The sequence below is a fragment of the Bradyrhizobium icense genome, from assembly GCF_001693385.1.
In the GTDB taxonomy this organism is placed as follows: domain Bacteria; phylum Pseudomonadota; class Alphaproteobacteria; order Rhizobiales; family Xanthobacteraceae; genus Bradyrhizobium; species Bradyrhizobium icense.
The window spans coordinates 7,786,254-7,805,756 of the sequence record NZ_CP016428.1; the positions used below are offsets into that span (position 1 = coordinate 7,786,254).

The 19,503-nt window shown below is 65.4% G+C and carries 17 protein-coding genes and 1 tRNA gene; 15 read left to right on the forward strand and 3 right to left on the reverse strand.

Going from position 1 to position 19,503, the window contains the following annotated elements:
• Nucleotides 1-74: 74 nt before the first annotated feature.
• The 5 genes from LMTR13_RS36095 (at nt 75) to LMTR13_RS36115 (ending at nt 7,127) form a co-directional block, all read left to right on the forward strand.
• Complete coding sequence (locus tag LMTR13_RS36095; protein ID WP_065731899.1) at nt 75-671, forward strand: PadR family transcriptional regulator; 597 nt, start codon at nt 75-77, stop codon at nt 669-671.
• A gap of 190 nt (nt 672-861) precedes the next feature.
• Nucleotides 862-4,221: a tetratricopeptide repeat protein gene (locus LMTR13_RS36100; RefSeq protein ID WP_065731900.1), complete on the forward strand. Its 3,360-nt coding sequence runs from the start codon at nt 862-864 to the stop codon at nt 4,219-4,221.
• A 114-nt stretch (nt 4,222-4,335) separates the two neighbouring features.
• Complete coding sequence (locus LMTR13_RS36105; RefSeq protein ID WP_065731901.1) at nt 4,336-5,139, forward strand: COG3904 family protein; 804 nt, start codon at nt 4,336-4,338, stop codon at nt 5,137-5,139.
• 282 nt (nt 5,140-5,421) lie between these two features.
• Complete coding sequence (locus LMTR13_RS36110; RefSeq protein WP_065733255.1) at nt 5,422-6,348, forward strand: sulfite exporter TauE/SafE family protein; 927 nt, start codon at nt 5,422-5,424, stop codon at nt 6,346-6,348.
• Nucleotides 6,345-7,127: a TIGR02186 family protein gene (locus tag LMTR13_RS36115; protein WP_065731902.1), complete on the forward strand. Its 783-nt coding sequence runs from the start codon at nt 6,345-6,347 to the stop codon at nt 7,125-7,127. The genes LMTR13_RS36110 and LMTR13_RS36115 overlap by 4 nt, the downstream gene beginning before the upstream one ends.
• Before the next feature lie 124 nt (nt 7,128-7,251).
• Here LMTR13_RS36115 and LMTR13_RS36120 read toward each other — a convergent pair whose 3' ends face one another.
• Entirely contained in the window at nt 7,252-9,327 is a 2,076-nt protein-coding gene (locus LMTR13_RS36120) for a methyl-accepting chemotaxis protein (protein ID WP_065731903.1), read from the reverse strand.
• 150 nt (nt 9,328-9,477) lie between these two features.
• Nucleotides 9,478-9,551 (reverse strand) — tRNA-Gly (locus tag LMTR13_RS36125).
• A 199-nt stretch (nt 9,552-9,750) separates the two neighbouring features.
• Between LMTR13_RS36125 and LMTR13_RS36130 the strand changes: the two genes are divergently transcribed.
• The 6 genes from LMTR13_RS36130 (at nt 9,751) to LMTR13_RS36155 (ending at nt 13,224) form a co-directional block, all read left to right on the forward strand.
• Nucleotides 9,751-10,329: a methylated-DNA--[protein]-cysteine S-methyltransferase gene (locus tag LMTR13_RS36130; RefSeq protein ID WP_065731904.1), complete on the forward strand. Its 579-nt coding sequence runs from the start codon at nt 9,751-9,753 to the stop codon at nt 10,327-10,329.
• Between the two features lie 9 nt (nt 10,330-10,338).
• Nucleotides 10,339-11,178, forward strand: coding sequence for a helix-turn-helix transcriptional regulator (locus tag LMTR13_RS36135; RefSeq protein ID WP_065731905.1), 840 nt, complete (start codon nt 10,339-10,341; stop codon nt 11,176-11,178).
• 54 nt (nt 11,179-11,232) lie between these two features.
• A complete protein-coding gene (locus LMTR13_RS36140) occupies nt 11,233-11,592 on the forward strand; it encodes a VOC family protein (RefSeq protein WP_065731906.1) in 360 nt (119 codons plus the stop codon).
• A 132-nt stretch (nt 11,593-11,724) separates the two neighbouring features.
• Complete coding sequence (locus LMTR13_RS36145) at nt 11,725-12,126, forward strand: SRPBCC family protein (RefSeq protein ID WP_065731907.1); 402 nt, start codon at nt 11,725-11,727, stop codon at nt 12,124-12,126.
• The gene (locus tag LMTR13_RS36150) at nt 12,123-12,665 is read left to right on the forward strand and encodes a hypothetical protein (RefSeq protein ID WP_065731908.1); all 543 of its coding nucleotides are present in this window, start codon (nt 12,123-12,125) and stop codon (nt 12,663-12,665) included. Before LMTR13_RS36145 ends, LMTR13_RS36150 begins: the two co-directional genes overlap by 4 nt.
• A 97-nt stretch (nt 12,666-12,762) precedes the next feature.
• A complete protein-coding gene (locus LMTR13_RS36155; protein WP_065733256.1) occupies nt 12,763-13,224 on the forward strand; it encodes a hypothetical protein in 462 nt (153 codons plus the stop codon).
• Between the two features lie 56 nt (nt 13,225-13,280).
• Here the strand turns inward: LMTR13_RS36155 and LMTR13_RS36160 are convergent, their stop codons facing one another.
• Complete coding sequence (locus tag LMTR13_RS36160) at nt 13,281-14,720, reverse strand: MATE family efflux transporter (RefSeq protein ID WP_065731909.1); 1,440 nt, start codon at nt 14,718-14,720, stop codon at nt 13,281-13,283.
• Between the two features lie 206 nt (nt 14,721-14,926).
• On the opposite strand from LMTR13_RS36160, the gene LMTR13_RS36165 reads away from it, so the two are divergent.
• From LMTR13_RS36165 to LMTR13_RS36180, 4 genes are all read left to right on the forward strand, one after another.
• A complete protein-coding gene (locus LMTR13_RS36165) occupies nt 14,927-16,264 on the forward strand; it encodes a PQQ-dependent sugar dehydrogenase (protein WP_065731910.1) in 1,338 nt (445 codons plus the stop codon).
• A 142-nt stretch (nt 16,265-16,406) separates the two neighbouring features.
• Nucleotides 16,407-17,636, forward strand: a complete 1,230-nt coding sequence (locus tag LMTR13_RS36170; protein WP_065731911.1) for an acyltransferase family protein — start codon at nt 16,407-16,409, stop codon at nt 17,634-17,636.
• A gap of 11 nt (nt 17,637-17,647) precedes the next feature.
• Nucleotides 17,648-18,781, forward strand: coding sequence for an ABC transporter permease (locus tag LMTR13_RS36175; RefSeq protein ID WP_065731912.1), 1,134 nt, complete (start codon nt 17,648-17,650; stop codon nt 18,779-18,781).
• Entirely contained in the window at nt 18,778-19,503 is a 726-nt protein-coding gene (locus tag LMTR13_RS36180) for an ABC transporter ATP-binding protein (protein ID WP_065731913.1), read from the forward strand. Before LMTR13_RS36175 ends, LMTR13_RS36180 begins: the two co-directional genes overlap by 4 nt.

Consider the following 19,503-nt stretch of genomic DNA (forward strand, 5'->3'; position numbering starts at 1 on the left):
GGAGCTTATGCGCGTTGACGCATATGCAACTTTATGCATAATGTCAAATCAAATGAAAGCCGGAGACCGGTGTCTTGGCGCTTGGTGACGCGATCCTCGCCTGCCTGACCGAACGTCCGATGACGGGCTATGAGCTCGCCAAGACGTTCGACAACTCCATTGGATTCTTCTGGAAGGCCGACCACCAGCAAATTTATCGGGAGCTCACCAAGCTTCGCGACCGCGGCCACATCCAGGGCCGCGAGGTGGTGCAGTCCGGCAAGCCCAACAAGCTGGTTTACACGCTCACGCCCGAGGGCCGCGCCGCGCTCCGGCACTGGGCTGCGCGGCCGAGCGTTCCGGCATCGATCAAGGACGACCTCTTGGTGCGGCTCTATGCGCTCGATAGTGTCGACATTGAACCGTTGCGCACCGACCTGATGGCGCGGCTGGAACATCACCGCGACCGTTTCGCTCGCTACGAGCGCCTGCTCAACAAGCGATTCCCCGACGGCACGGCGCCGCCGGCCGACGTCGGCAAATTGCTCGGCCTTCGCATCGGCCTCGCCCACGAGCGCGCCGTGGCGGAGTGGTGCGAAGAGGCGATCGAGGCGCTGTCGGCCCTGTCTTCCGGCGTGGAGCGGAGCAATGTCGTGCAGATCGAGGACAACAAGCGCGAAAACAACGCCTAGCGCCGGCCGATTTGGCCGCCCGGTAACTTTTGGGGCCGTCCGTCCCATTCCTTAACCCCTTCTTTACCGTAACGCGAAAAAGTCAGTTCCGAGGCAGGCGACCTGCGCGGAAATACGATTGTCTCTTCACTGGGACGCGCGGGGAGGTTGATGGCGCAGGTGGGGCGCCGTAGCGGAACCGGACGAGAGCATGAATTCGCGCGTATCGTGGAGTGTTGACGGCATCGATCCATCGGTCCGCGACAGGGCCGAGGCGGCAGCGCGCCGTGCCGGCATGTCGTTGAACGACTGGCTCAATTCCACCATCGGCGAACCGGCCCCGCCCAATTTCGGCGCGGCTTCCGGTCAGCGGCCGGCGACGCCGGGCCGGCAGATCCCCGACGTGGCCGATATTCACCAGCGGCTGGATTCGATCACCAAACAGATCGAGCAGATTTCGCGTCCCGCGGCCCGCGGCGAGGCTGCCCATGGCGAGCCGACGGTGGCCCGCCAGCTCAACGACGCTATTTCGCGCCTCGACGCGCGGCTGTCGCAGATTTCGAATCCCGTGCCGGCGCGTCAGGCCCAGATGCAGGAGAGGCAGCGGCAGACCGATTTGGTGGAGCGTGCCGCGGCCCAGGTCTATCGCCCCGCGCCGCCGCTCAGGCCGGCCTCGATGGACTTTGCGATCGCCGAAATCGCCGCGCGCCAGAACGAACTCGACACGCCGCCGCCGCGCCAGATGCCGCCGCGCAACGCCGCGCCGACGGCCTCGGCCGCACAGTCCCATTCCGCGCAGCCCACAACGCAGCCCGCGCCTGCAGGGCCGGACTTTTCTTCGCTCGAACGGCACCTGATCAAGATCACGAGCCAGATCGAGGCGCTGCAGCGCCCCGACCACATCGAGCAGTCGATTGCGGCGTTCCGCAGCGAGCTCGCCGAAATCCGTCAGGCCATCACCGAGGCGGTGCCGCGCCGGGAGATCGAATCGCTTGAAAACGAAATCCGCTCGCTGTCCCGCCGCATCGACGACAGCCGCCACAACGGCACTGACGGCCAGATGCTGGCCAACATCGAGAGCGCGCTCGGCGAAATCCGCGAAGCGTTGCGCTCGCTGACACCGGCCGAGCAACTCACCGGCTACGACGAGGCGATCCGCAACCTCGGCGCCAAGCTCGACCTGATCCTGCGCTCGAACGACGATCCGTCGACGGTGCAGCAGCTCGAGAGCGCGATCGCAGCGCTGCGCGGAATTGTGTCCAACGTCGCCTCCAACGACGCGCTGGCCCGTCTCGCCGATGACGTCCACACGTTGTCGGCCAAGGTCGACCAGCTTTCCCGCTTTGACGGCAACAGCGATGCCTTCGGCCTTCTCGAGCAGCGCCTGGCCGCGCTGACCTCGACGCTGGAATCCCGCCAGCCGCCGGCCGCGGGCGAGAATTCGGAATATGTCGAAAACGCGCTGCGCTCGCTGTCGGAGCGGCTCGACCGCATTCCGGTCGGCAACGACAATGCGTCGGCGTTTGCCCATCTCGAACAGCGCGTCTCGTATCTCTTGGAGCGCCTCGAAGCCTCCAACGATCGTTCCGCCGCGCCACCCATCGACCTCGGACGGGTCGAGGAAGGCTTGCACGACATTCTGCGTTCTCTCGAACGTCAGCACGCCAGCCTCGTCGCACTCGCCGATTCCAACCGCAATTCCGGCGGTGCAGCAGCGCCGATGGACACCGGCATCGTCGATCTGGTGAAGCGCGAACTGTCCGACATCCGCTTCAGCCAGTCGGAAACCGACCGCCGCACCCAGGATTCGCTGGAGACGGTTCACAACACGCTCGGCCATGTAGTCGATCGCCTGTCCATGATCGAAGGCGATCTGCGCGGCGTACGCGGCGCGGCACCGGCTACGTCCGCGGCTCCGCCTGCAGCGGCCGAAATGAGCGAGGAAGCGCCCCGCCCCACGACGCCGCTGATGACCTATGCGCAGCAAACGAGGCCGGAACTGCCGAACCCTGCCGCGCTGCAGGGGAATGCTCCGGAGCCCTTTGCTGCCGCCCCGCGCGAATTCCACGCCGTGCAGCCGGCCGCGCCGGTCGCCGCCCCGCTATTGCCGCCGCGCGCGATCAGCGAAATTTTGGAGCCGCATGCATCAGCGCCGCGCACCGCGATCGCGCCGGAATTGCCGCCGGATCATCCGCTTGAGCCGGGCACGCGGCCGCCCGCGCGCATGTCGTCGCCGTCGGAACGGATCGCCGCTTCCGAAAACGCCATCAGCGAGATTGCTCCCCCGCCCAAGGAGCCGGTCAGCTCGTCAAGCTTCATTGCCGCGGCGCGCCGCGCCGCGCAGGCCGCTGCCGCCGCGCCCCCGCCAGAGAAAGCCGGACGTTCGGCTACGAAGGCCGCAGCGAAGGACAAGGGCGGCGACAAGGCCAAGGCCGGCGACAAGAACGCCGCGAACATTTCCTCCAAAATCCGCTCGCTGCTGGTCGGCGCGAGCGTGGTCGTGATCGTGCTCGGCACCTTCAAGATGGCGATGACGCTGCTGGATACCGGCAGCGCGCTGCAACTGCCGATGATGGAACAGCGCAGCGAGCCGGCTCCACCGGCGCAGGCCCCCGCGCCCGCTGAGAGCAGCGCAAGGCCCGCGCCCGCAATGCCCGCGCCGCAGGCGCCCTCGATGATCTCGCCAACGCCGGTCGAGAAGCAGTCGAACAATTCTTCCGCACCCAACATGCTGGACAGCGCGCGGGTCGCGGCTCCGCCGCAGGCCGCGGCATCTCCGGTTACGGCCAGCGATATCACCGGCGCGATCCAGGCGATGCCGGCCAGCGGCGCCAAGCTTGCGATGATCGCGGTGCCGCCGAGCGAGCGGCTGCCCGACGGCATCGGCGGGCCGGTTTTGCGCGCCGCCGCGCTGAAGGGCGACCCGACCGCGGCTTACGAGGTCGGCGTGCGCTTTGCCGAAGGCAGGGGCGTCGCCTCGAACCTTGACGAGGCCGCCAAATGGTACGACCGCGCGGCGCAGGCCGGCGTGGTGCCCGCGCTGTTCCGGCTCGGCACCTTCTACGAGAAGGGCCTGAGCGTGAAGAAGGACGTCGATATAGCACAGCGTTACTATTTGCAGGCGGCCGAGCGCGGCAGCGCCAAGGCGATGCATAATCTGGCCGTGCTCGACGCCGACGGCGGCGGCAAGGGCGCCAACTACAAGAGCGCGTCGATCTGGTTCCGCAAAGCCGCCGATCGCGGCGTCGCCGACAGCCAGTTCAACCTCGGCATCCTCTATGCCCGCGGCATCGGTGTCGAACAGAACCTCGCCGAATCCTTCAAATGGTTCAGCCTCGCCGCCGCCCAGGGCGACGCGGACGCCGGCCGCAAGCGCGACGATGTTGCGAAGCGCCTCGACGCCCAGTCGCTGGCCGCCGCGAGACTCGCGATCCAGACCTTCACGGTGGAGCCGCAGCCCGAAGACGCCGTCAACGTAGCGTCTCCCGCCGGCGGCTGGGATTCCGCGCCGGCCACCGCCAAGCCAGCCGCCAAGCCGGCGGCTTCCAAGCGCACCGTCGCCGTTCAGTAAGACGGGCCGCGATGCCCCGGCATCGCCGCCACATCCTCGGCCACAAATCTGTATAATGCTGTCGGCAAGACTAGGTCCGATCCCGAAAGGGTCGGCATATGCAACGAGGGCCGATTGTCGACTGGAGACAGCCAGGGCGGGGAAAATCGCTTCCGCAAATCGCCGACAGGCCCTGCGGTCGCGCCGCCGCGCATCCCACCCGGTCAGGCCCCGGCGCCGCCGGCCCGGCCACCCCGGCGTAGACGACATTTCTGGTCGGTCGCTATTTTCATCCTGCTGGTGGCCGGCGTCTGCATTCGCGCCTGGCGGGACCTGTCGCAGCCGGAGGCCTGGCACTATTGGAAGGACCAGTACGTCTCGCCAAGCCTGACGTCGGAGGTGATCGACACGCTTCATCTCGACGGTTCGAGCAAAGGCCGGCGCGCGCTGTTCGTCAGCGGGACGATCGGCCCAGCCGCAGCGAACTGGTTTCGCGGCAGACTGGAGCAGGCCAACCTCGCGCCAGGCGATATCGTCCTGCTCGCTTCCCCCGGCGGCGATCTGAACCAGGCGGCGATCATGGGCGAGATCATCCGGTCGCGCGCGCTGGCGACTGCGGTCGGCAGCACGGATGCTTCCGGCCGCGTCAAGCCGGCCTATTGCGCCAGCGCCTGCGTGCTCGTCTATGCCGGCGGCAAGACCCGCTTCGGCGTCTTGGGCTCGGCCCTCGGCGTTCATCGCTTTGTCACCACCCGGCCCGTGGAGGACCCCGTCGCCGAGGCGCAGCGGATCTCCGGCGCGGTACTGGGCTATATGACCAAAATGGGGGTCTCGTCCTCCATCGTGGAAGCGATGTCTGAGACGAGGGAAATTCGCTGGCTAAACCCCAAGCAAGCGCTCGCGATGAACCTCGTCACCGACCCGCTTGGCAAGCCCTGAGACCGCCGACTGCTGCGGCCGGCGCACGGCCCTGCGCCCCGCGGATTTGTAACAGCGTTTCAACAGCCCAACGGCAGCAGGGCACATAGCAAAAATTTGCCTTCCCAGGCGTTTTTAGTCCCTCACGCTGCCGAATTCAGTTATGCAAAGGCGCGGGAACCGGCCCTGCGCACGCAAACGTGCATGCGCGAACCGGATTCCACTGCCGGCAAATACAAGAGAAACCATGCCGCGAGCGGCCCCTCTGCCGTCTTGCAGCGAAGCTACAAAAAGCAGACGCGCGTGCAGCTCTACCTCCCGATCGCCGACATTCCGGTCAATGTCTTCCTCATCCTGGCGATGGGCGCGGCGGTAGGGTTCGTCTCCGGCATGTTCGGGATCGGCGGCGGCTTCCTGATGACGCCGCTGTTGATCTTTGTCGGTATTGCGCCCGCGGTTGCCGTCGCCTCCGTCGCCAGCCACATCGCGGCATCCTCGTTCTCCGGCGCGATATCCTATTGGCGGCGGCGCGCCATCGATCCGGTCCTGGCGGTGGTGCTGCTGAGCGGCGGCAGTTTGGGCACGGCGCTGGGGGTGTGGACCTTCACGCTGCTGCGCTCCCTCGGTCAGCTCGATCTTATGATCGCGACGTCCTACGTGATCCTGCTGACCACCGTCGGCGGCCTGATGTTCTGGGAAGGCCTGCGGGCGCTGCTGAGGGCCCGCCACGGCGGTCCGGTCACCACGCGCCGCCCGGGCAGCCATGTCTGGATCCATGGCCTGCCGCTGAAGATGCGCTTCAAGCGCTCCAAGATCTATCTCTCCGTCATTCCCGTCGTCGCGATCGGCCTGATTATCGGCTTCATCGGCGCCGTGATGGGCATCGGCGGCGGCTTCATCCTGGTGCCGCTGTTGATTTACGTGCTGCGGGTGCCGACCTCGACCGTGATCGGGACCTCGATGGTGCTCACCCTCGTCACGATGGTGTTCGCCACCATGCTGCACGCCGTGACGAATCATCTCGTCGATGCGGTGCTGGCGCTGATCCTGATGGTCGGCGGCGTCACCGGCGCCCAGTTTGGCGCCCGCGCGGGGCAGAAGATCCGCGGCGAACATTTGCGGCTCCTGCTCGGGCTGCTGGTTCTCGCCGTCGGCATTCGTTTCGCCGTTGAACTGGTGATCCGGCCCGAGGACCTCTTCACCGTGCGGGAAACAGGAGTGACGGGATGACCGCGCGCCTCACCCGCACACTCGGATGGCTGGTGTTGGGCGCGGTGCTCGCGGCGTCGCCGGTTCGGGCCGAACGGCTGATCGTGTCGGTGTCGAATCACCGCGTCACCGTGACGCCGAACTATTCGGGCGAGGAACTGGTGCTGTTCGGCTCGGTGGAGAAGGATGCTTCGACACCGGCCAACCGCAGCTACGATCTGGTGGTGACGGTTGCCGGCCCGCGCGCCGACATGGTGACGCGGCGCAAGGAGCGCCGGTTCGGGATCTGGATCAACACCGACTCCCGGCAGTTCCTCAAAGTGCCGACCTACCTGGCGCTGTTTTCCAACCGTCCGTTCGACGCCATCGCCTCGCCCGAGGTGCAGCGGCGGCAGCAGCTCGGGCTCAACAACGTGTTGCTGACCCAGCGTGTCGGCGGCGACTACGCCGACGTCGTGCCTGACGACGCATTCCGCAGCGCCTTCGTGCGGCTGCGCAAGCAGCACGGCCTCTATCGCGAGGAGACCTCGGCGGTGACATTCCTGACGCCGACGCTGTTCCGCACCGGAATTCCTCTGCCTGCGGAAGTGCCGATCGGCACCTATACGGTCGAGATCAAGCTGTTCGCCGAAGGCGCGCTGGTGGCCAAGACGGACACTGCGTTCGAAATCGTAAAAGTCGGCTTCGAGCAATTCGTCGCCACCGCCGCACGACAAAATGGATTTGCCTACGGGTTAGTCACTGCCTTCATGGCGCTGATGACGGGATGGATGGCGTCGATCGTGTTCCGGAAGGATTGAAACCAAGACCACCAGCCACAAAGAATACTTGGAGCCAAATCAAAAATCTCTTCACAGCCTCTCGGGGTGAGAGATCACATCGATTCAGGCCTACTTCATATGCCTTAGCCGCTGACGAGGCGGCTCAGGCCGCGCGCACGGAGCTTAGGAATTTTCCGACCTCGCGCTTCAGCCTGTCGCTTTCGCCGGACAGCGATTTTGCCGCCGATAGCACTTGGGCGGAGGCGGAGCCGGTCTCGCTCGCGCCGCGCTGCACGTCGGCGATGTTGGAGGAGACCTGCTGGGTGCCGTTCGCGGCCTGCTGCACGTTGCGGGAAATTTCCTGAGTCGCCGCGCCCTGCTGCTCAACGGCGGCTGCGATGGTGGCGGCAATCTCCGACATCCGTCCGATAGTATCGCCGATCTCCTTGATGGCGCCGACCGATTCCTGCGTCGCCGCCTGGATGCCCGATATCTGCTGGCTGATCTCGCCGGTCGCTTTCGCGGTCTGCTCGGCCAATGCCTTCACTTCGGAGGCGACCACCGCAAAACCGCGCCCTGCCTCGCCTGCCCGCGCCGCCTCGATGGTGGCATTCAGCGCCAAGAGGTTGGTCTGGCCGGCAATGGTGTTGATCAACTCCACCACGTCGCCGATGCGGGCGGCAGCCTTGGCGAGTTCGCCGACGCGGTCATTGGTCTTCTGCGCCTGCTCCACCGCCTCGCTGGCGATGCGCGCCGAGCCCTGGACCTGACGGCTGATCTCGTTGACGGAGGAAGCCATCTCTTCGGTGGCGGATGCCACCGATTGCACGTTGGTGGAGGCTTCCTCGGACGCCGCCGCAACCATGGTGGTCAGCTCTTCGGAACGCTCCGCGGTCGCCGTCAACGTGTCGGCGGAGGCTTCCAGTTCGTTCGAGGCCGATGCGACGATCTCGACGATCTCGCCGATCATCGCCTCGAAATCGCTGGTGATCCGGTCGACGCGCTGGCCGCGCTGGATTTTTGCATCGGCTTCCACCGCGGCAGCCTCGTCAGCGGCCTTCTTGGCGATCAGGGCGTCCTTGAAAACCTGCAGCGAGCCCGCCATGGCGCCGATTTCATCGGCACGCGCGATGGTCGGGATCGTGACGTCATGCCGGCCGGCGGCGAGATCGCCAACCGCGCCGGTCAGGTTTGCCAGCGGCGCGATCACGCGCCGGCGCAGCATCACGGTGACGCCGGCAAGCACGGCGAGCAGCGCCACGACGGCAAGGCCCGCCAGCGCCAGCATCGTCAGCGCGCCATCGCGCGCGGCGCTTGCGCGCTCGGCGGCTTCCGCGAGCGCCGCATCGCGCACCGCGAAGAAGGCCTGCACCGCCGGCACGATCGCGCTGGCGAGTTGATCCGCGTTGATTCCGTAGTTGCCGTCGGCGCGCCCTGCCGCCATCGCCTTTTCAAGCCAAGGCGCGGCTTTGCCGAAATAGCCCTCGATGGCATCGTTCATCGCCTTGGCAAGACGCGGCGGGCTGCCGATCTGATCGACGCCGGCCTCGATCCGCTCGCGGTCGAGATCGACGCGGCCCTGGGCGCGGTCGGTGATGGAAATTTCAGCCGCCGTCAGCGGCCGGTGCGTGCTGATCGCAAACGACACGGTGGCAGCGCGGCCGCCGGCCGAGATACGCAGATCCTGGGCGGTGCGGGCGACATTCAGCAGCGCCGTCAGCGACGCATCCGCCATCGCCACCTGGTTTTCCAGGCGGTTCAACAGCGGTTCGAGAATCCCGACCACGGCGGCAATGCCCGGCAGAAAGCCCTTGACAGCTGCCGGATCGCGCCCGCTCATCGGCAGGCTCAGTGCGCGATCGCTCGCCGCGCGAACCTCGGCAAGCTTGGCCGCCGCCTGGTTCAGGCCCTGGACAGTCGCTGCGCCATCGTTGAGCGCGCCGACCACCGTCCGTGCTTTTGCGAATGCGGCGTCGGCGGCCTGCACCGCTTTCGCGGCGGTCTCGATCTGCGCCGGCGTCGCGGCTGCTTCCTGGAACAGCGGGCCGACATAAGGCGCCCGGTAACCGGCGACCTGCTGACCAACGGCCAGCACCGCGCCATAGGCCTCCACGGTCTTGATCGCCTCGCTCTTGCCGGCAAAGGTACGGTATTGCGGGACGAGGACCCCGGCGCCAAGGACGACCGCAAGGACCGTCACCGAAAGCATCGAGAGTGCAAAAAGCCGACCGATCCGCATGTTCTGTTTCCGCTCTGCCAGGGGAGAAGCGGGCAACGTAGGCAGAACGGACTAAGGCCGGCTTAAATCGCAGCCGGTAGTACTACGGGTTTTGGTGTCTCAAATGTCGGGGTGTCCAGCGCAATCCGTAGCCGGCAAAGGCAGGGAAATTGGAGCGGGCGAAGGGAATCGAACCCTCGTATGCAGCTTGGGAAGCTGCCGTTCTACCATTGAACTACGCCCGCGGGTCGCTCCTTCGTATCGAGCATGATCTTGTCGGAAAACCGGCGGCCACTTTTCCGGATCATGCTGCCATGATTAGCCGACCGCGCGCCATTCGCCAAGCCGTTCCATTGGCCGTCTTGCTCGCTATCGACTTCCCCAAAAATTCCAGATGCGATTCGTCAGGCCGATGGTATGATTCGCGTCTGGGGCAGGTGGCGTATGACGGGGCGTGGCTACAGCATTTTCGACACTGCGATCGGCCGCTGCGGCATCGCATGGAGCGCGGCGGGCATTATCGGCGTACAACTCCCTGAAGTCCGCGAGATCGACACGCGGCGGCGGTTTTATCGGCTTTATCCTGACGCGCGCGAGCTTTACCCTCCCCCGAATGTTCAGACCGCCATCGATGGCATCATCGCGCTGTTGCGCGGAGCGGTATGCGATCTGTCCGACGTCGCGCTCGATATGACCGGCATTCCCGCCTTCAACCAGCGCGTCTACGCCTATGTGCGGGCGATCCCGCGCGGCGAGACGCGGACCTATGCGGAAGTAGCTGCGCACCTTCGCGCTTCAGGGGCAGTCCATTCGGTGGCGCAGGCGATTGGCCGCAACCCCTTCATGATTATCGTGCCCTGCCATCGCGTGCTCGAAGCCGGCAATTATGCTGACAAGATCTCGGCCTTTGGCGGAGCGATCTCCAAGCGGCGGCTGCTCTCGATCGAGGGCGCCAGCCAGACTTCCGGCAAGACGCTGTTCGACGTGCTGCTGCCGGTTGCACCGCCGCGCCCGCATCCTTAAGTAGGCGGGATGATCGCGACCACGCTTCTCGAACGCAAATCGATCTCCGTCTTCGATTTCCGCTGCACCGCGGGACCCGGCGACAAGCCGTTCGCGGAGCAGCATGGCGGCCACTCGATCTCCTATGTGCGTAAAGGCAGTTTCGGCCTGCGCAGCCGCGGCAAGTGCAGCGAACTGGTGGTGGGATCGGTGCTGATCGGCCATCCCGGCGACGAATATACCTGTACTCACGAGCACGTCTGCGGCGACGAATGCCTGTCGTTCTTCTTCGCTCCCGAGCTGGTGGAAACCATCGGCGACAGCCGGTCGCCCTGGCAGATCGGCTCCGCACCGCCGCTGCCGGAACTCGTCGTACTCGGCGAGCTGGCGCAGGCGGCAGCAGATGGCAGTAGCGATATCGGTCTCGACGAGATCGGTCAGGTGCTGGCGAGCCGCTTTGTCGAGGCGGTTTCGGGCAGGCCGCGCAAATCCGGTCCCGATGCGGCGCGCGACCGCCGCCGCGCGGTGGAAACCGCGCTGTGGATCGATGCCAATTCGCATCATCAGATCAATCTGGAGGACGCCGCCGCGCACGCCGGGATCAGCCCGTTTCACTTCCTGCGGCTATTCTCGCAAGCGCTCGGCGTCACCCCGCACCAATATCTGGTGCGCTCGCGGCTGCGCCATGCCGCGCGGCGCTTGGCCTACGACGACAGCCCGATCACCGACATCGCCTATGACGTCGGTTTTGCCGACCTCTCGAATTTCGTGCGCACCTTCCATCGCGCCGCCGGCGCCTCGCCGCTGAAATTCCGCCAGGCCTCGCGAGGCATGCGCAAGATTTTCCAAGAACGGCTGGCCCTCCACTGACTAGGCTTTCTCCAGGCCGCGCCAGCTCGCGGCACTTTTTTGCTGGAGAATGTCATGTACGACCACATCGGATTACGCGTCGGCGATCTCGACGCCAGCGTGCGCTTCTATACGGCAGCGCTCGCGCCCCTCGGCTTCGTGCTGTGCTCGCGGGATGATTCCGGCGCAGGCTTCGGCCCAAAGGGCGCGCCTGCGCTCTGGCTGCATCTGCACAAGGGATCTTCAGGATCGGCCGCCCATGTCGCGTTCCGCGCCAAGGATCATGCGGCGATCCAGAAATTCCACGCCGAAGGCCTGAAGGCCGGCGGCCGCGACAATGGAGGCGCCGGACTGCGCGCGGATTACAGCCCGACCTATTACGCTGCGTTTTTGATCGACCCCGACGGCAACAATGTCGAGGCGGTTTGTACATAGATCGATTGGCGGCGACGTAGGGTGGGCAAAGCGAAGCGTGCCCACCACCGCACGCACAAGTCTTGGAGAGATGGTGGGCACGGCGCAGGCGCCTTTGCCCACCCTACGACACCCTAACAACGGATTTAAAACATGGCTTCCATTCACAAGGAAATCCTGATCGACGCGAACCCTGCCGACGTCTGGGACGCACTTCGCGATTTCGGCGCGCTGCACACGCGGCTGGTGCCCGGCTTCGTCACCGACACCAAGCTCGACGGCGATGCTCGCATCGTGACGTTTGCCAACGGCACGGTGGCACGCGAAATCCTGGTCGATTGCGACGACGCACGGCGGCGGCTGGTCTATGCCATCGTCAGCGACCGCATCAAACAGCACAGCGCCTCGGCACAGGTATTCGACGATGGCAACGGGCGCACCCGCTTCGTGTGGATCGCCGATGTGCTGCCGAACGAGATCGCGCCCTATATGGACGCGCAGATGGATCTGGGCCTCATCGCAATGCAGAAAGCCCTGGGACGGAGCGCGGCATGACCTCGCCATTTCTCGATGCCCTCGGCGCGGACGGCCCCTCCGCCGACCGCGCCGGCAAGATGGATCTCTATGGCCGCTTCATCGGCTCCTGGGATATCGATGTCAGACAGTTTTCCGAAGACGGCAAGGAGCGCCGCCGCGCCGGCGAATGGCATTTCGGCTGGGCGCTCGAAGGCCGCGCGATCCAGGATGTCTGGATCGTGCCGCCGCGCGGCGAACTGCGGCATGGCGATGCCGCCGCCAGGGTCAATTCCTATGGCACGACGCTGCGGGTCTACGATCCCGATATCGACGCCTGGCGCATCCAGTGGACCGACCCAGTGACCCGGACGTTTCTGCAGATGATCGGCCGCGAGGAAAGCGGCGAGATCGTGCAACTGGGCACGCGGCCGGACGGCCAACTGGCCCGCTGGAGTTTTAGGGACATCACCCCGGATTCCTTCTTCTGGCGCGGCGAAGTCTCCGCGGACGATGGCAAGCGCTGGCGCGTCGTCACCGAATTCACAGCAAGGCGCAGACCATCGTCTGCTCGAGCGTGATCCCTCTCACAGATTGGCTCCCTACCCACTCCTAGCATCGGCGCGTGCGTCCGAATGGCGCCGCGCCCGCGGTCGCCGGCGCATGAGGAGCAGAACCATGACGGGAGCTGACAAGGTGGTGTGCCAGGCGGCCACGCTGCTGTTGCTGTTCGCCCTGACGTCGACGCCGGCAAAGGCGCAGTTTGCCGGCTTCGGCGGCGGTGGCGGCGAAGACATGATGACGCAGATGGCGCCGATGCTGGAAATGATGAAGGCGAAGATGGGCAAGCGCCGCTTCGCCATGATGATGCAGACCATGGGCCCGATGATGAGCCGCATGATGGAAGGCGGCGGTGGGCTCGGCGGCATGATGGGCGGTGGCGTCCCCGGCGGTTTTGGCGGCGGTAATGTGCCCCAGGGTTACGGCGTGAACGCTGGCGGCATGAATCTGAGCGGTAGCGACTTCATGGGCATGCTCGGCGGCGCTGGCGGCGGCGAGCTGATGAGCATGGTCCCGCAACTGATGCGCATGGCCAACGTCGGCGGCGGTCGTCACGGCCGGCGTCGCGCGCGGCGGTAGTTGGTTGATCGGTCATTCCGGGATGGTCCGAAGGACCAAACCCGGAATGACAGTCCTCACGACAGCGCCGGCCTAACCGCGGACACCCGCGGTTTCGGCCCCCAGCGCGTCAGCACAACGCTGGCGCACGACAGCACGCCAAGCAGCACCATCGATGCCGCCGCCAGCATGAAGAGGTGCTGCGCGGTGGCGCCGCGCGTCAACAGCCACCAGCCACCGGCGCCGATGAACAACAGCCGCGCGGTCTGCGCCATGACGGGGCCGATCACCTTGGCCGCGCCCTGCGACGAAAAATACATCGCCGTGGCGAGGCCAAGAAAGGCGTACATCGGCGCCGCCGTCGACAGATATTGCCGGCTGGCGGCACGCACGGCCGCATCCGATGTGAAGAGGTTGACCCAGATGTCGGGGAAGATTGCGATGAAGCTTGCAAACGTGCCGACCGAGGCGAATGCGACGAGCCCCGCCGTCCAGGCGATCTTGCGGGCGCGCGCGATGCGCTGCGCGCCGACGGCCATGCCGACCATCGGCACCGAGGCGATGCCGACCGCAAACGAGATGGAGGTCAGCATGAACTCGAGCCGCGCGCCGATGCCGTAGCCGGCGAGGACTTCGGTGCCGAAGCTTGCCAGCATGTAGGTGAAAATACTGATCGTCAGCACCGATTGCAGCGGCGAGAAGCAGGCGATGGCCCCGACCTTCAGGATGTCGATGAACATCGCCCATCGAATGCGAAGGCCGCGGATCTTGGGAACGACGCGCGCGCGGCCCGAGAACAGGTACCATGTCATCACGGAGATGCTGATCAGGTAAGCGATCAGCGAACCGGCCGCGACCCCGCGCATGCCGAATTGCGGGATCGGGCCGAAACCCAAGCCCAGCGTGCCGCCGAGAATGATCTGGCAAATCGCCGAGGAGAGCATCAGAAGCGATGGCAGTTTCATGTTGCCGGTGCCGCGCAGAATGCCCGACATCGTGTTCATCAGCCACGGCACGACGGCGCCGCCGAAGAAGATCTGCGTGTAGGCGACCGCCTGGGTCAGCACATTGCCGCGGCCGCCGAGCAGTTCGAGCAGCTTTGCCCCGAAGATCAGCATGCCCAGCATGAAGGCCAGCCCGAAGCAGAGGCCGATCAGCAGCGCATGCGTCGCCAGTGTCGAGGCGCGCTCGATGTCGCCCGCGCCGAGCGCGCGTGCAATGGCCGACGCCACGCCGCCGCCCATGGCGCCGCCCGACATGGTCATGGTCAGGATCACGGCAGGAAACACCAGCGCCATCGCGGCAAGCGATTCTACGCCGAGCCGGCCAATGTAGGAGGTCTCGGCGATGACCACGCAGGTGCCTGCCGTCAGCGCGATCACGTTGGGCCAGGCCAGCCACAGCAGCGTGCGCAGGATCGGGCCGTCGAGCAGCGCGTTTTTCGCCGGCGCCGCCAGTGGCGGAAACGGACGCTCGTCCTCGTCTACGGGAATTTCGGCAACGCCGAGATCGGACATTTCTGCTCCCGCGCGCGGACGTGAGTAGCCGCGGCGCGCTGCTTCCTAGCATGGCGGAGCCTGATTCCACGTGCACGGGGCGCAATGGGGGCCTGCGGGATTGTGTGGCAGGCCTTCGGCCAACCGTCTCACAGGGAATTCATGCCGGAACACGAACGTTCGGGCCGGCACTGCATTGTAAGGGCGCTATCCCGGAGAACCCTGCCATGCGCAAGACCCTCCTCCTGGCCATCTGCGGCGGCGCGTTGGCGCTGCCGCTGGCTGCCTGTAGCGACCCCAAGGACACCGCGACTGTGGCGCAGAGCTATGGTCCCTCACCCAACCTGCCGCCACCGGAACATTCCTGGATTCCGACGGTGGACATCGCAACGGTCAGGCGTTGGCCGAACGGCGCCACGCCCACCGCCGCAAACGGCATGTCGGTCAGCGCCTTTGCCCTCGACCTTGAACATCCGCGGACCGTCTACACGCTGCCGAACGGCGACGTGCTGGTCGCCGAGAGCAACGCGCCGCCGAAGGAGGGCAGCGGCATGAGTATCAAGGGCTTCATCTACAAGCAGGCGCAGAACTGGGCCGGAGCCGGCGTTCCCAGCGCCAACCGCATCACGCTGCTGCGCGACTCCGACGGCGACGGCGTTGCCGAGCTGAGAACCACCTTCATCAGCGGGCTGAATTCGCCCTTCGGCATGGTGCTCGTCGGCGACGAGCTCTATGTCGCCAATACCGATTCGATCATGAAATTTCCTTATCGCGAGGGCGACACCAAGATCGGCGGGCCCGGCGTCAAGCTTGCGGACCTGCCCGCCGGCACGCTCAATCATCACTGGACCAAGGACCTCACCGCAAGTCCCGACGGCACCAAGCTCTATGCAACGGTCGGCTCCAACAGCAATGTCGGCGAAAACGGCATGGAGGCCGAGAAGGATCGCGCTGCGGTGCTGGAAGTCGATCGCGCCAGCGGTCAATGGCGCGTGTTCGCCTCGGGCTTACGCAATCCGAACGGCCCGGCCTGGAATCCAGTGACCGGCGAACTCTGGGTCGTCGTTAACGAGCGCGACGAACTCGGCAACGATCTGGTGCCGGACTACATGACGTCGGTGAAGGACGGCGCGTTCTACGGCTGGCCCTACAGCTATTTCGGCGACCATGTCGACACCCGCGTCGAGCCGCAGCGGCCCGACCTGGTGCAGAAGGCGATGGCGCCGGATTATGCCCTCGGCGCCCACACGGCCTCGCTCGGGCTCACCTTCAACACCGGCAATCTGTTTCCGGCGGAAATGGCGAACGGCGCCTTCATTGGCCAGCACGGTTCGTGGAATCGCAAGCCGCGTTCGGGCTACAAGGTGATCTTCGTCCCGTTCAAGGATGGCAAGCCAGCAGGCCCGCCGCAGGACGTGCTGACCGGCTTCCTCAACGACAAGGGCGAGGCGCAAGGCCGCCCCGTCGGCGTGCGGCTCGACAAGCAGGGCGCGCTATTGGTCGCGGATGACGTCGGCAACACCATCTGGCGCGTAACGCCGGCGGCGAGATCGGCGGCGCGGTAACGGACACGGCCTTCCCGGCCATGGGGTGGGCGGGGCGGCGACGCTTCCGCCCGGTGGATAGTTCCGCACGTTACTGGGAACGAGCGCGCTGGCTCCACGTTGACCCCTGCCGGCTCCCAAATCGTTGGGACGGCGTGGACGAATGGCCGTGTCATCACAGGTCAATGTGCCCCTCAGTAACTTGCGCGCGGTCACCATCATCATCGTGGTCGCGTTTCATTCCGTACTGCCTTACCTCGCATCGCAACCGGCCGATCCATTTCCGTTCGACGCACCGCCCTATCGCTGGATTGCATTCCCGATCCTCGACAGCCAGCGCTGGTTCGGCTTCGACCTGTTTTGCGCGTGGCAGGATGTCAGCCTGATGTCGCTGATGTTTTTGCTGGCCGGTTTGTTCACCCCGTCCAGCCTCGGCCGCAAGGGGCCTCGCACCTATGCTTTGGAGCGCTCGTGGCGGATCGGCCTGCCGTTCGTTCTTGCCGTCGGCGTTCTCAGCCCTCTCGCCTATTTCGCGTCCTATCGGCTGACCGCGGCCGATCCATCCTTCAGCACCTTTTGGCAACACTGGCGCGCGCTTCCAATGTGGCCTGCCGGGCCGCAATGGTTCTTGTGGCAGATCTTTCTGCTTGGTGCCGTTGCGGCCGCCGTCCACGCGTTCGCCCCGCATTGGCTTCGGGCATTGAACGCGCTCGTCGCCCGCGTTGCCGATCGCCCGCTATTGTTCTTCCTCGCGCTGGCGGCGCTCTCCGCGCTGGCCTATGTGCCGCTGGCAATGGTCTTCACACCGTGGGAATGGACCTTTCTCGGCCCATTTTCATTTCAGCTCAGCCGGCCATTGCACTATATCGTCTATTTCTTTGCTGGATTTGCGATTGGCAGCCACGCCTCCGGGCACAGCATATTGCGTCCCGATGGTCCGCTTGCACGTCATTGGCTGGCCTGGCTTGCGGCCGCCATCGCCAGCATGTCCGTATGGGGCGGGCTCACATCGCTGACCCTGCCGGAGTGGCAGGCGAGCGCGCCGCTCTTTCGCCTGGCTTCGGCGCTGGCGTTTCCGGTCGCCTCCGCAGCCGCCGCGCTGTGTCTGCTCGCGATCTGCCTCCGGCTGTTGCAATCGCGCGACCGCCTGCTCGATAGCTTCTCCAGCAACGCCTACAGCATCTATCTGGTGCACTACGTCGTGGTCGTGTGGCTGCAATACGCGTTACTTGATGTCGATCTCAATGCGATCGGCAAGGCTACGATCGTTCTTGCCGCTGCACTCACCGTAAGCCTGGCTGTAAGCGCTGGAATGAAGATCGGGGTGAGAGCTATCGTTTCGCGTCATTCCGAGCCGCAAGACGAAAGCGCCATCGCCAACCAACCGCGATAACGGATGCCGACATGTCGCTGGTATTGACACTTGCGTCCCGCAACCTGTTCCACGATCGGCTTCGCTTCGTCGCGACCATGGTCGGAATCGTCTTCTCGGTCGTCCTCGTCATGATCCAGATGGGTCTGTTCCTCGGCTTCGGCCGGATGGTTACGACCATGATCGACCATGCCTCGGCCGATTTCTGGATCCTGCCCAAGGGCGCCAAATGTTTCGAGGATCCTTCGCTGCTCGACGTCAAGCTGCGCGACCGCGTCGCCACCGTCGAGGGGGTGGGTTCGGCAGTCCCGCTGGTGATCGGATTCTCGGACTGGCGGCTGGAAAGCGGTGAAGTGACGCCGGTTTTCATCGTGGGTTCCGACCTGCGCGACGGCAGCCTGCAGCCGTTCAATGTCGTAGACGGCAATGTGCCGACGTTGACGCAGGGCGCGAACGTTGCGGTCGATCGCTCCTATTTTGACAGGCTCGGCGTCAGCGGCGTCGGCTCGACCGCGGAGATCCGCGGCCGCAAGGTGCGCGTGGTCGCCGTCACCGACGGCATCCGCTCGTTCGCCACGACGCCTTACGTGTTTGTCGACCAGAAAAACGTACGCAACTACACCGGAACTCCGCGTGATCGCGCCAGCAGCATTCTGGTCCGCCTGAAGAGCGATGCCGATCGGGAGAAGGTTCTCGGTGCCATTCGCGCGCAGGCCGGTGACGCGGAGGTTCTTACTTCAGACGAATTCCGCAGCCGCAGCCGATCGTTCTGGCTGTTTGGCACGGGGGCCGGAGCCGCGCTGTTTGCCGGCGCAATGCTCGGAATGATCGTCGGCACCGTGATCGTCGCGCAGACGCTTTACTCCAGCACCAAGGATCATCTGAACGAATTCGCCACCCTGCGCGCGATGGGCTCCTCGAACGCCTATATCTACACCGTGATCATCTATCAGGCGCTCATCAATGCCGTGATCGGCTTCGCCATCGCCGCAGGAATCGGCTCGATCGTGGTCCAGATGACTGCCAAAAGCGCGCTGCCGATCGTCATCACGCCATGGCTGATGGCGGCGCTGTTCGCCCTCACCGTCGTGATGTGCGTCGCATCCGGCATCGGGGCAATCATCCGTGTCGTTCGTATCGATCCAGCCACGGTGTTCATGCGATGAATGATTATGTGGTCGAAGCCAAGTCGGTCGAGAAGACGCTGGGTCGCGGCGCCGGCGAGGTGCAGGCGCTGCGCGGCATCGATCTCGCGCTGCGCCGGGGCGAGTTGACGTTGCTGATGGGCCCTTCGGGGAGCGGCAAGACCACGCTGCTTTTGGTTCTCGGATGCATGCTGACGCCGAGTTCGGGCAGCGTCACCGTCTGCGGCACGCCGATAGCCGACGCCGACAAGGAGGCGCTCGCCAGGATCCGGCGCGAGCATATTGGTTTCGTATTCCAGTCCTATCACCTGTTCCCAACGCTGACCGCGACCCAGAACGTGCAATTGGCGCTGGATATCCGTGGCGAGCACGGCAGGCGCGCGGCGCAGAAGTCGCAGGAGGCCCTTGCAATGGTCGGGCTCGAGCAGAAGGTGAACAGTCTGCCGGGCGGGCTCAGCGGCGGCGAGCAGCAGAGGGTCGCGATCGCGCGCGCCCTCGTCGCAAACCCTTCTGTCGTTCTTGCCGACGAGCCGACCGGGGCACTGGATGGAAAAAACGGCCAGAGCATCATGCGCATTCTCGCCGATACCGCCCATGACCGCGAGCGCGCGGTGCTGGTCGTCACCCACGATCCGCGCGTGGTCCCCTACGCCGATCGCATCGTCGAGATCGAGGACGGCCTCATCGTGCAAGAGCGTACCGACCGCCCGCGCATGCCCACCGCCGTGCCGTTCAGAGCCTGA

Bases quoted from the DNA above. Each gene is read 5' to 3' on its own strand.
- LMTR13_RS36150 (WP_065731908.1), top strand. From the start codon at position 12,123: ATGACCTCGCCATTTCTCGATGCCCTCGGCGCGGACGGCCCCTCCGCC.
- LMTR13_RS36145 (WP_065731907.1), top strand. From the start codon at position 11,725: ATGGCTTCCATTCACAAGGAAATCCTGATCGACGCGAACCCTGCCGAC.
- LMTR13_RS36170 (WP_065731911.1), top strand. From the start codon at position 16,407: ATGGCCGTGTCATCACAGGTCAATGTGCCCCTCAGTAACTTGCGCGCG.
- LMTR13_RS36165 (WP_065731910.1), top strand. From the start codon at position 14,927: ATGCGCAAGACCCTCCTCCTGGCCATCTGCGGCGGCGCGTTGGCGCTG.
- LMTR13_RS36120 (WP_065731903.1), bottom strand. From the start codon at position 9,327: ATGCGGATCGGTCGGCTTTTTGCACTCTCGATGCTTTCGGTGACGGTC.
- LMTR13_RS36175 (WP_065731912.1), top strand. From the start codon at position 17,648: ATGTCGCTGGTATTGACACTTGCGTCCCGCAACCTGTTCCACGATCGG.
- LMTR13_RS36180 (WP_065731913.1), top strand. From the start codon at position 18,778: ATGAATGATTATGTGGTCGAAGCCAAGTCGGTCGAGAAGACGCTGGGT.
- LMTR13_RS36130 (WP_065731904.1), top strand. From the start codon at position 9,751: ATGACGGGGCGTGGCTACAGCATTTTCGACACTGCGATCGGCCGCTGC.
- LMTR13_RS36160 (WP_065731909.1), bottom strand. From the start codon at position 14,720: ATGTCCGATCTCGGCGTTGCCGAAATTCCCGTAGACGAGGACGAGCGT.
- LMTR13_RS36115 (WP_065731902.1), top strand. From the start codon at position 6,345: ATGACCGCGCGCCTCACCCGCACACTCGGATGGCTGGTGTTGGGCGCG.
- LMTR13_RS36155 (WP_065733256.1), top strand. From the start codon at position 12,763: ATGACGGGAGCTGACAAGGTGGTGTGCCAGGCGGCCACGCTGCTGTTG.
- LMTR13_RS36140 (WP_065731906.1), top strand. From the start codon at position 11,233: ATGTACGACCACATCGGATTACGCGTCGGCGATCTCGACGCCAGCGTG.
- LMTR13_RS36100 (WP_065731900.1), top strand. From the start codon at position 862: ATGAATTCGCGCGTATCGTGGAGTGTTGACGGCATCGATCCATCGGTC.
- LMTR13_RS36135 (WP_065731905.1), top strand. From the start codon at position 10,339: ATGATCGCGACCACGCTTCTCGAACGCAAATCGATCTCCGTCTTCGAT.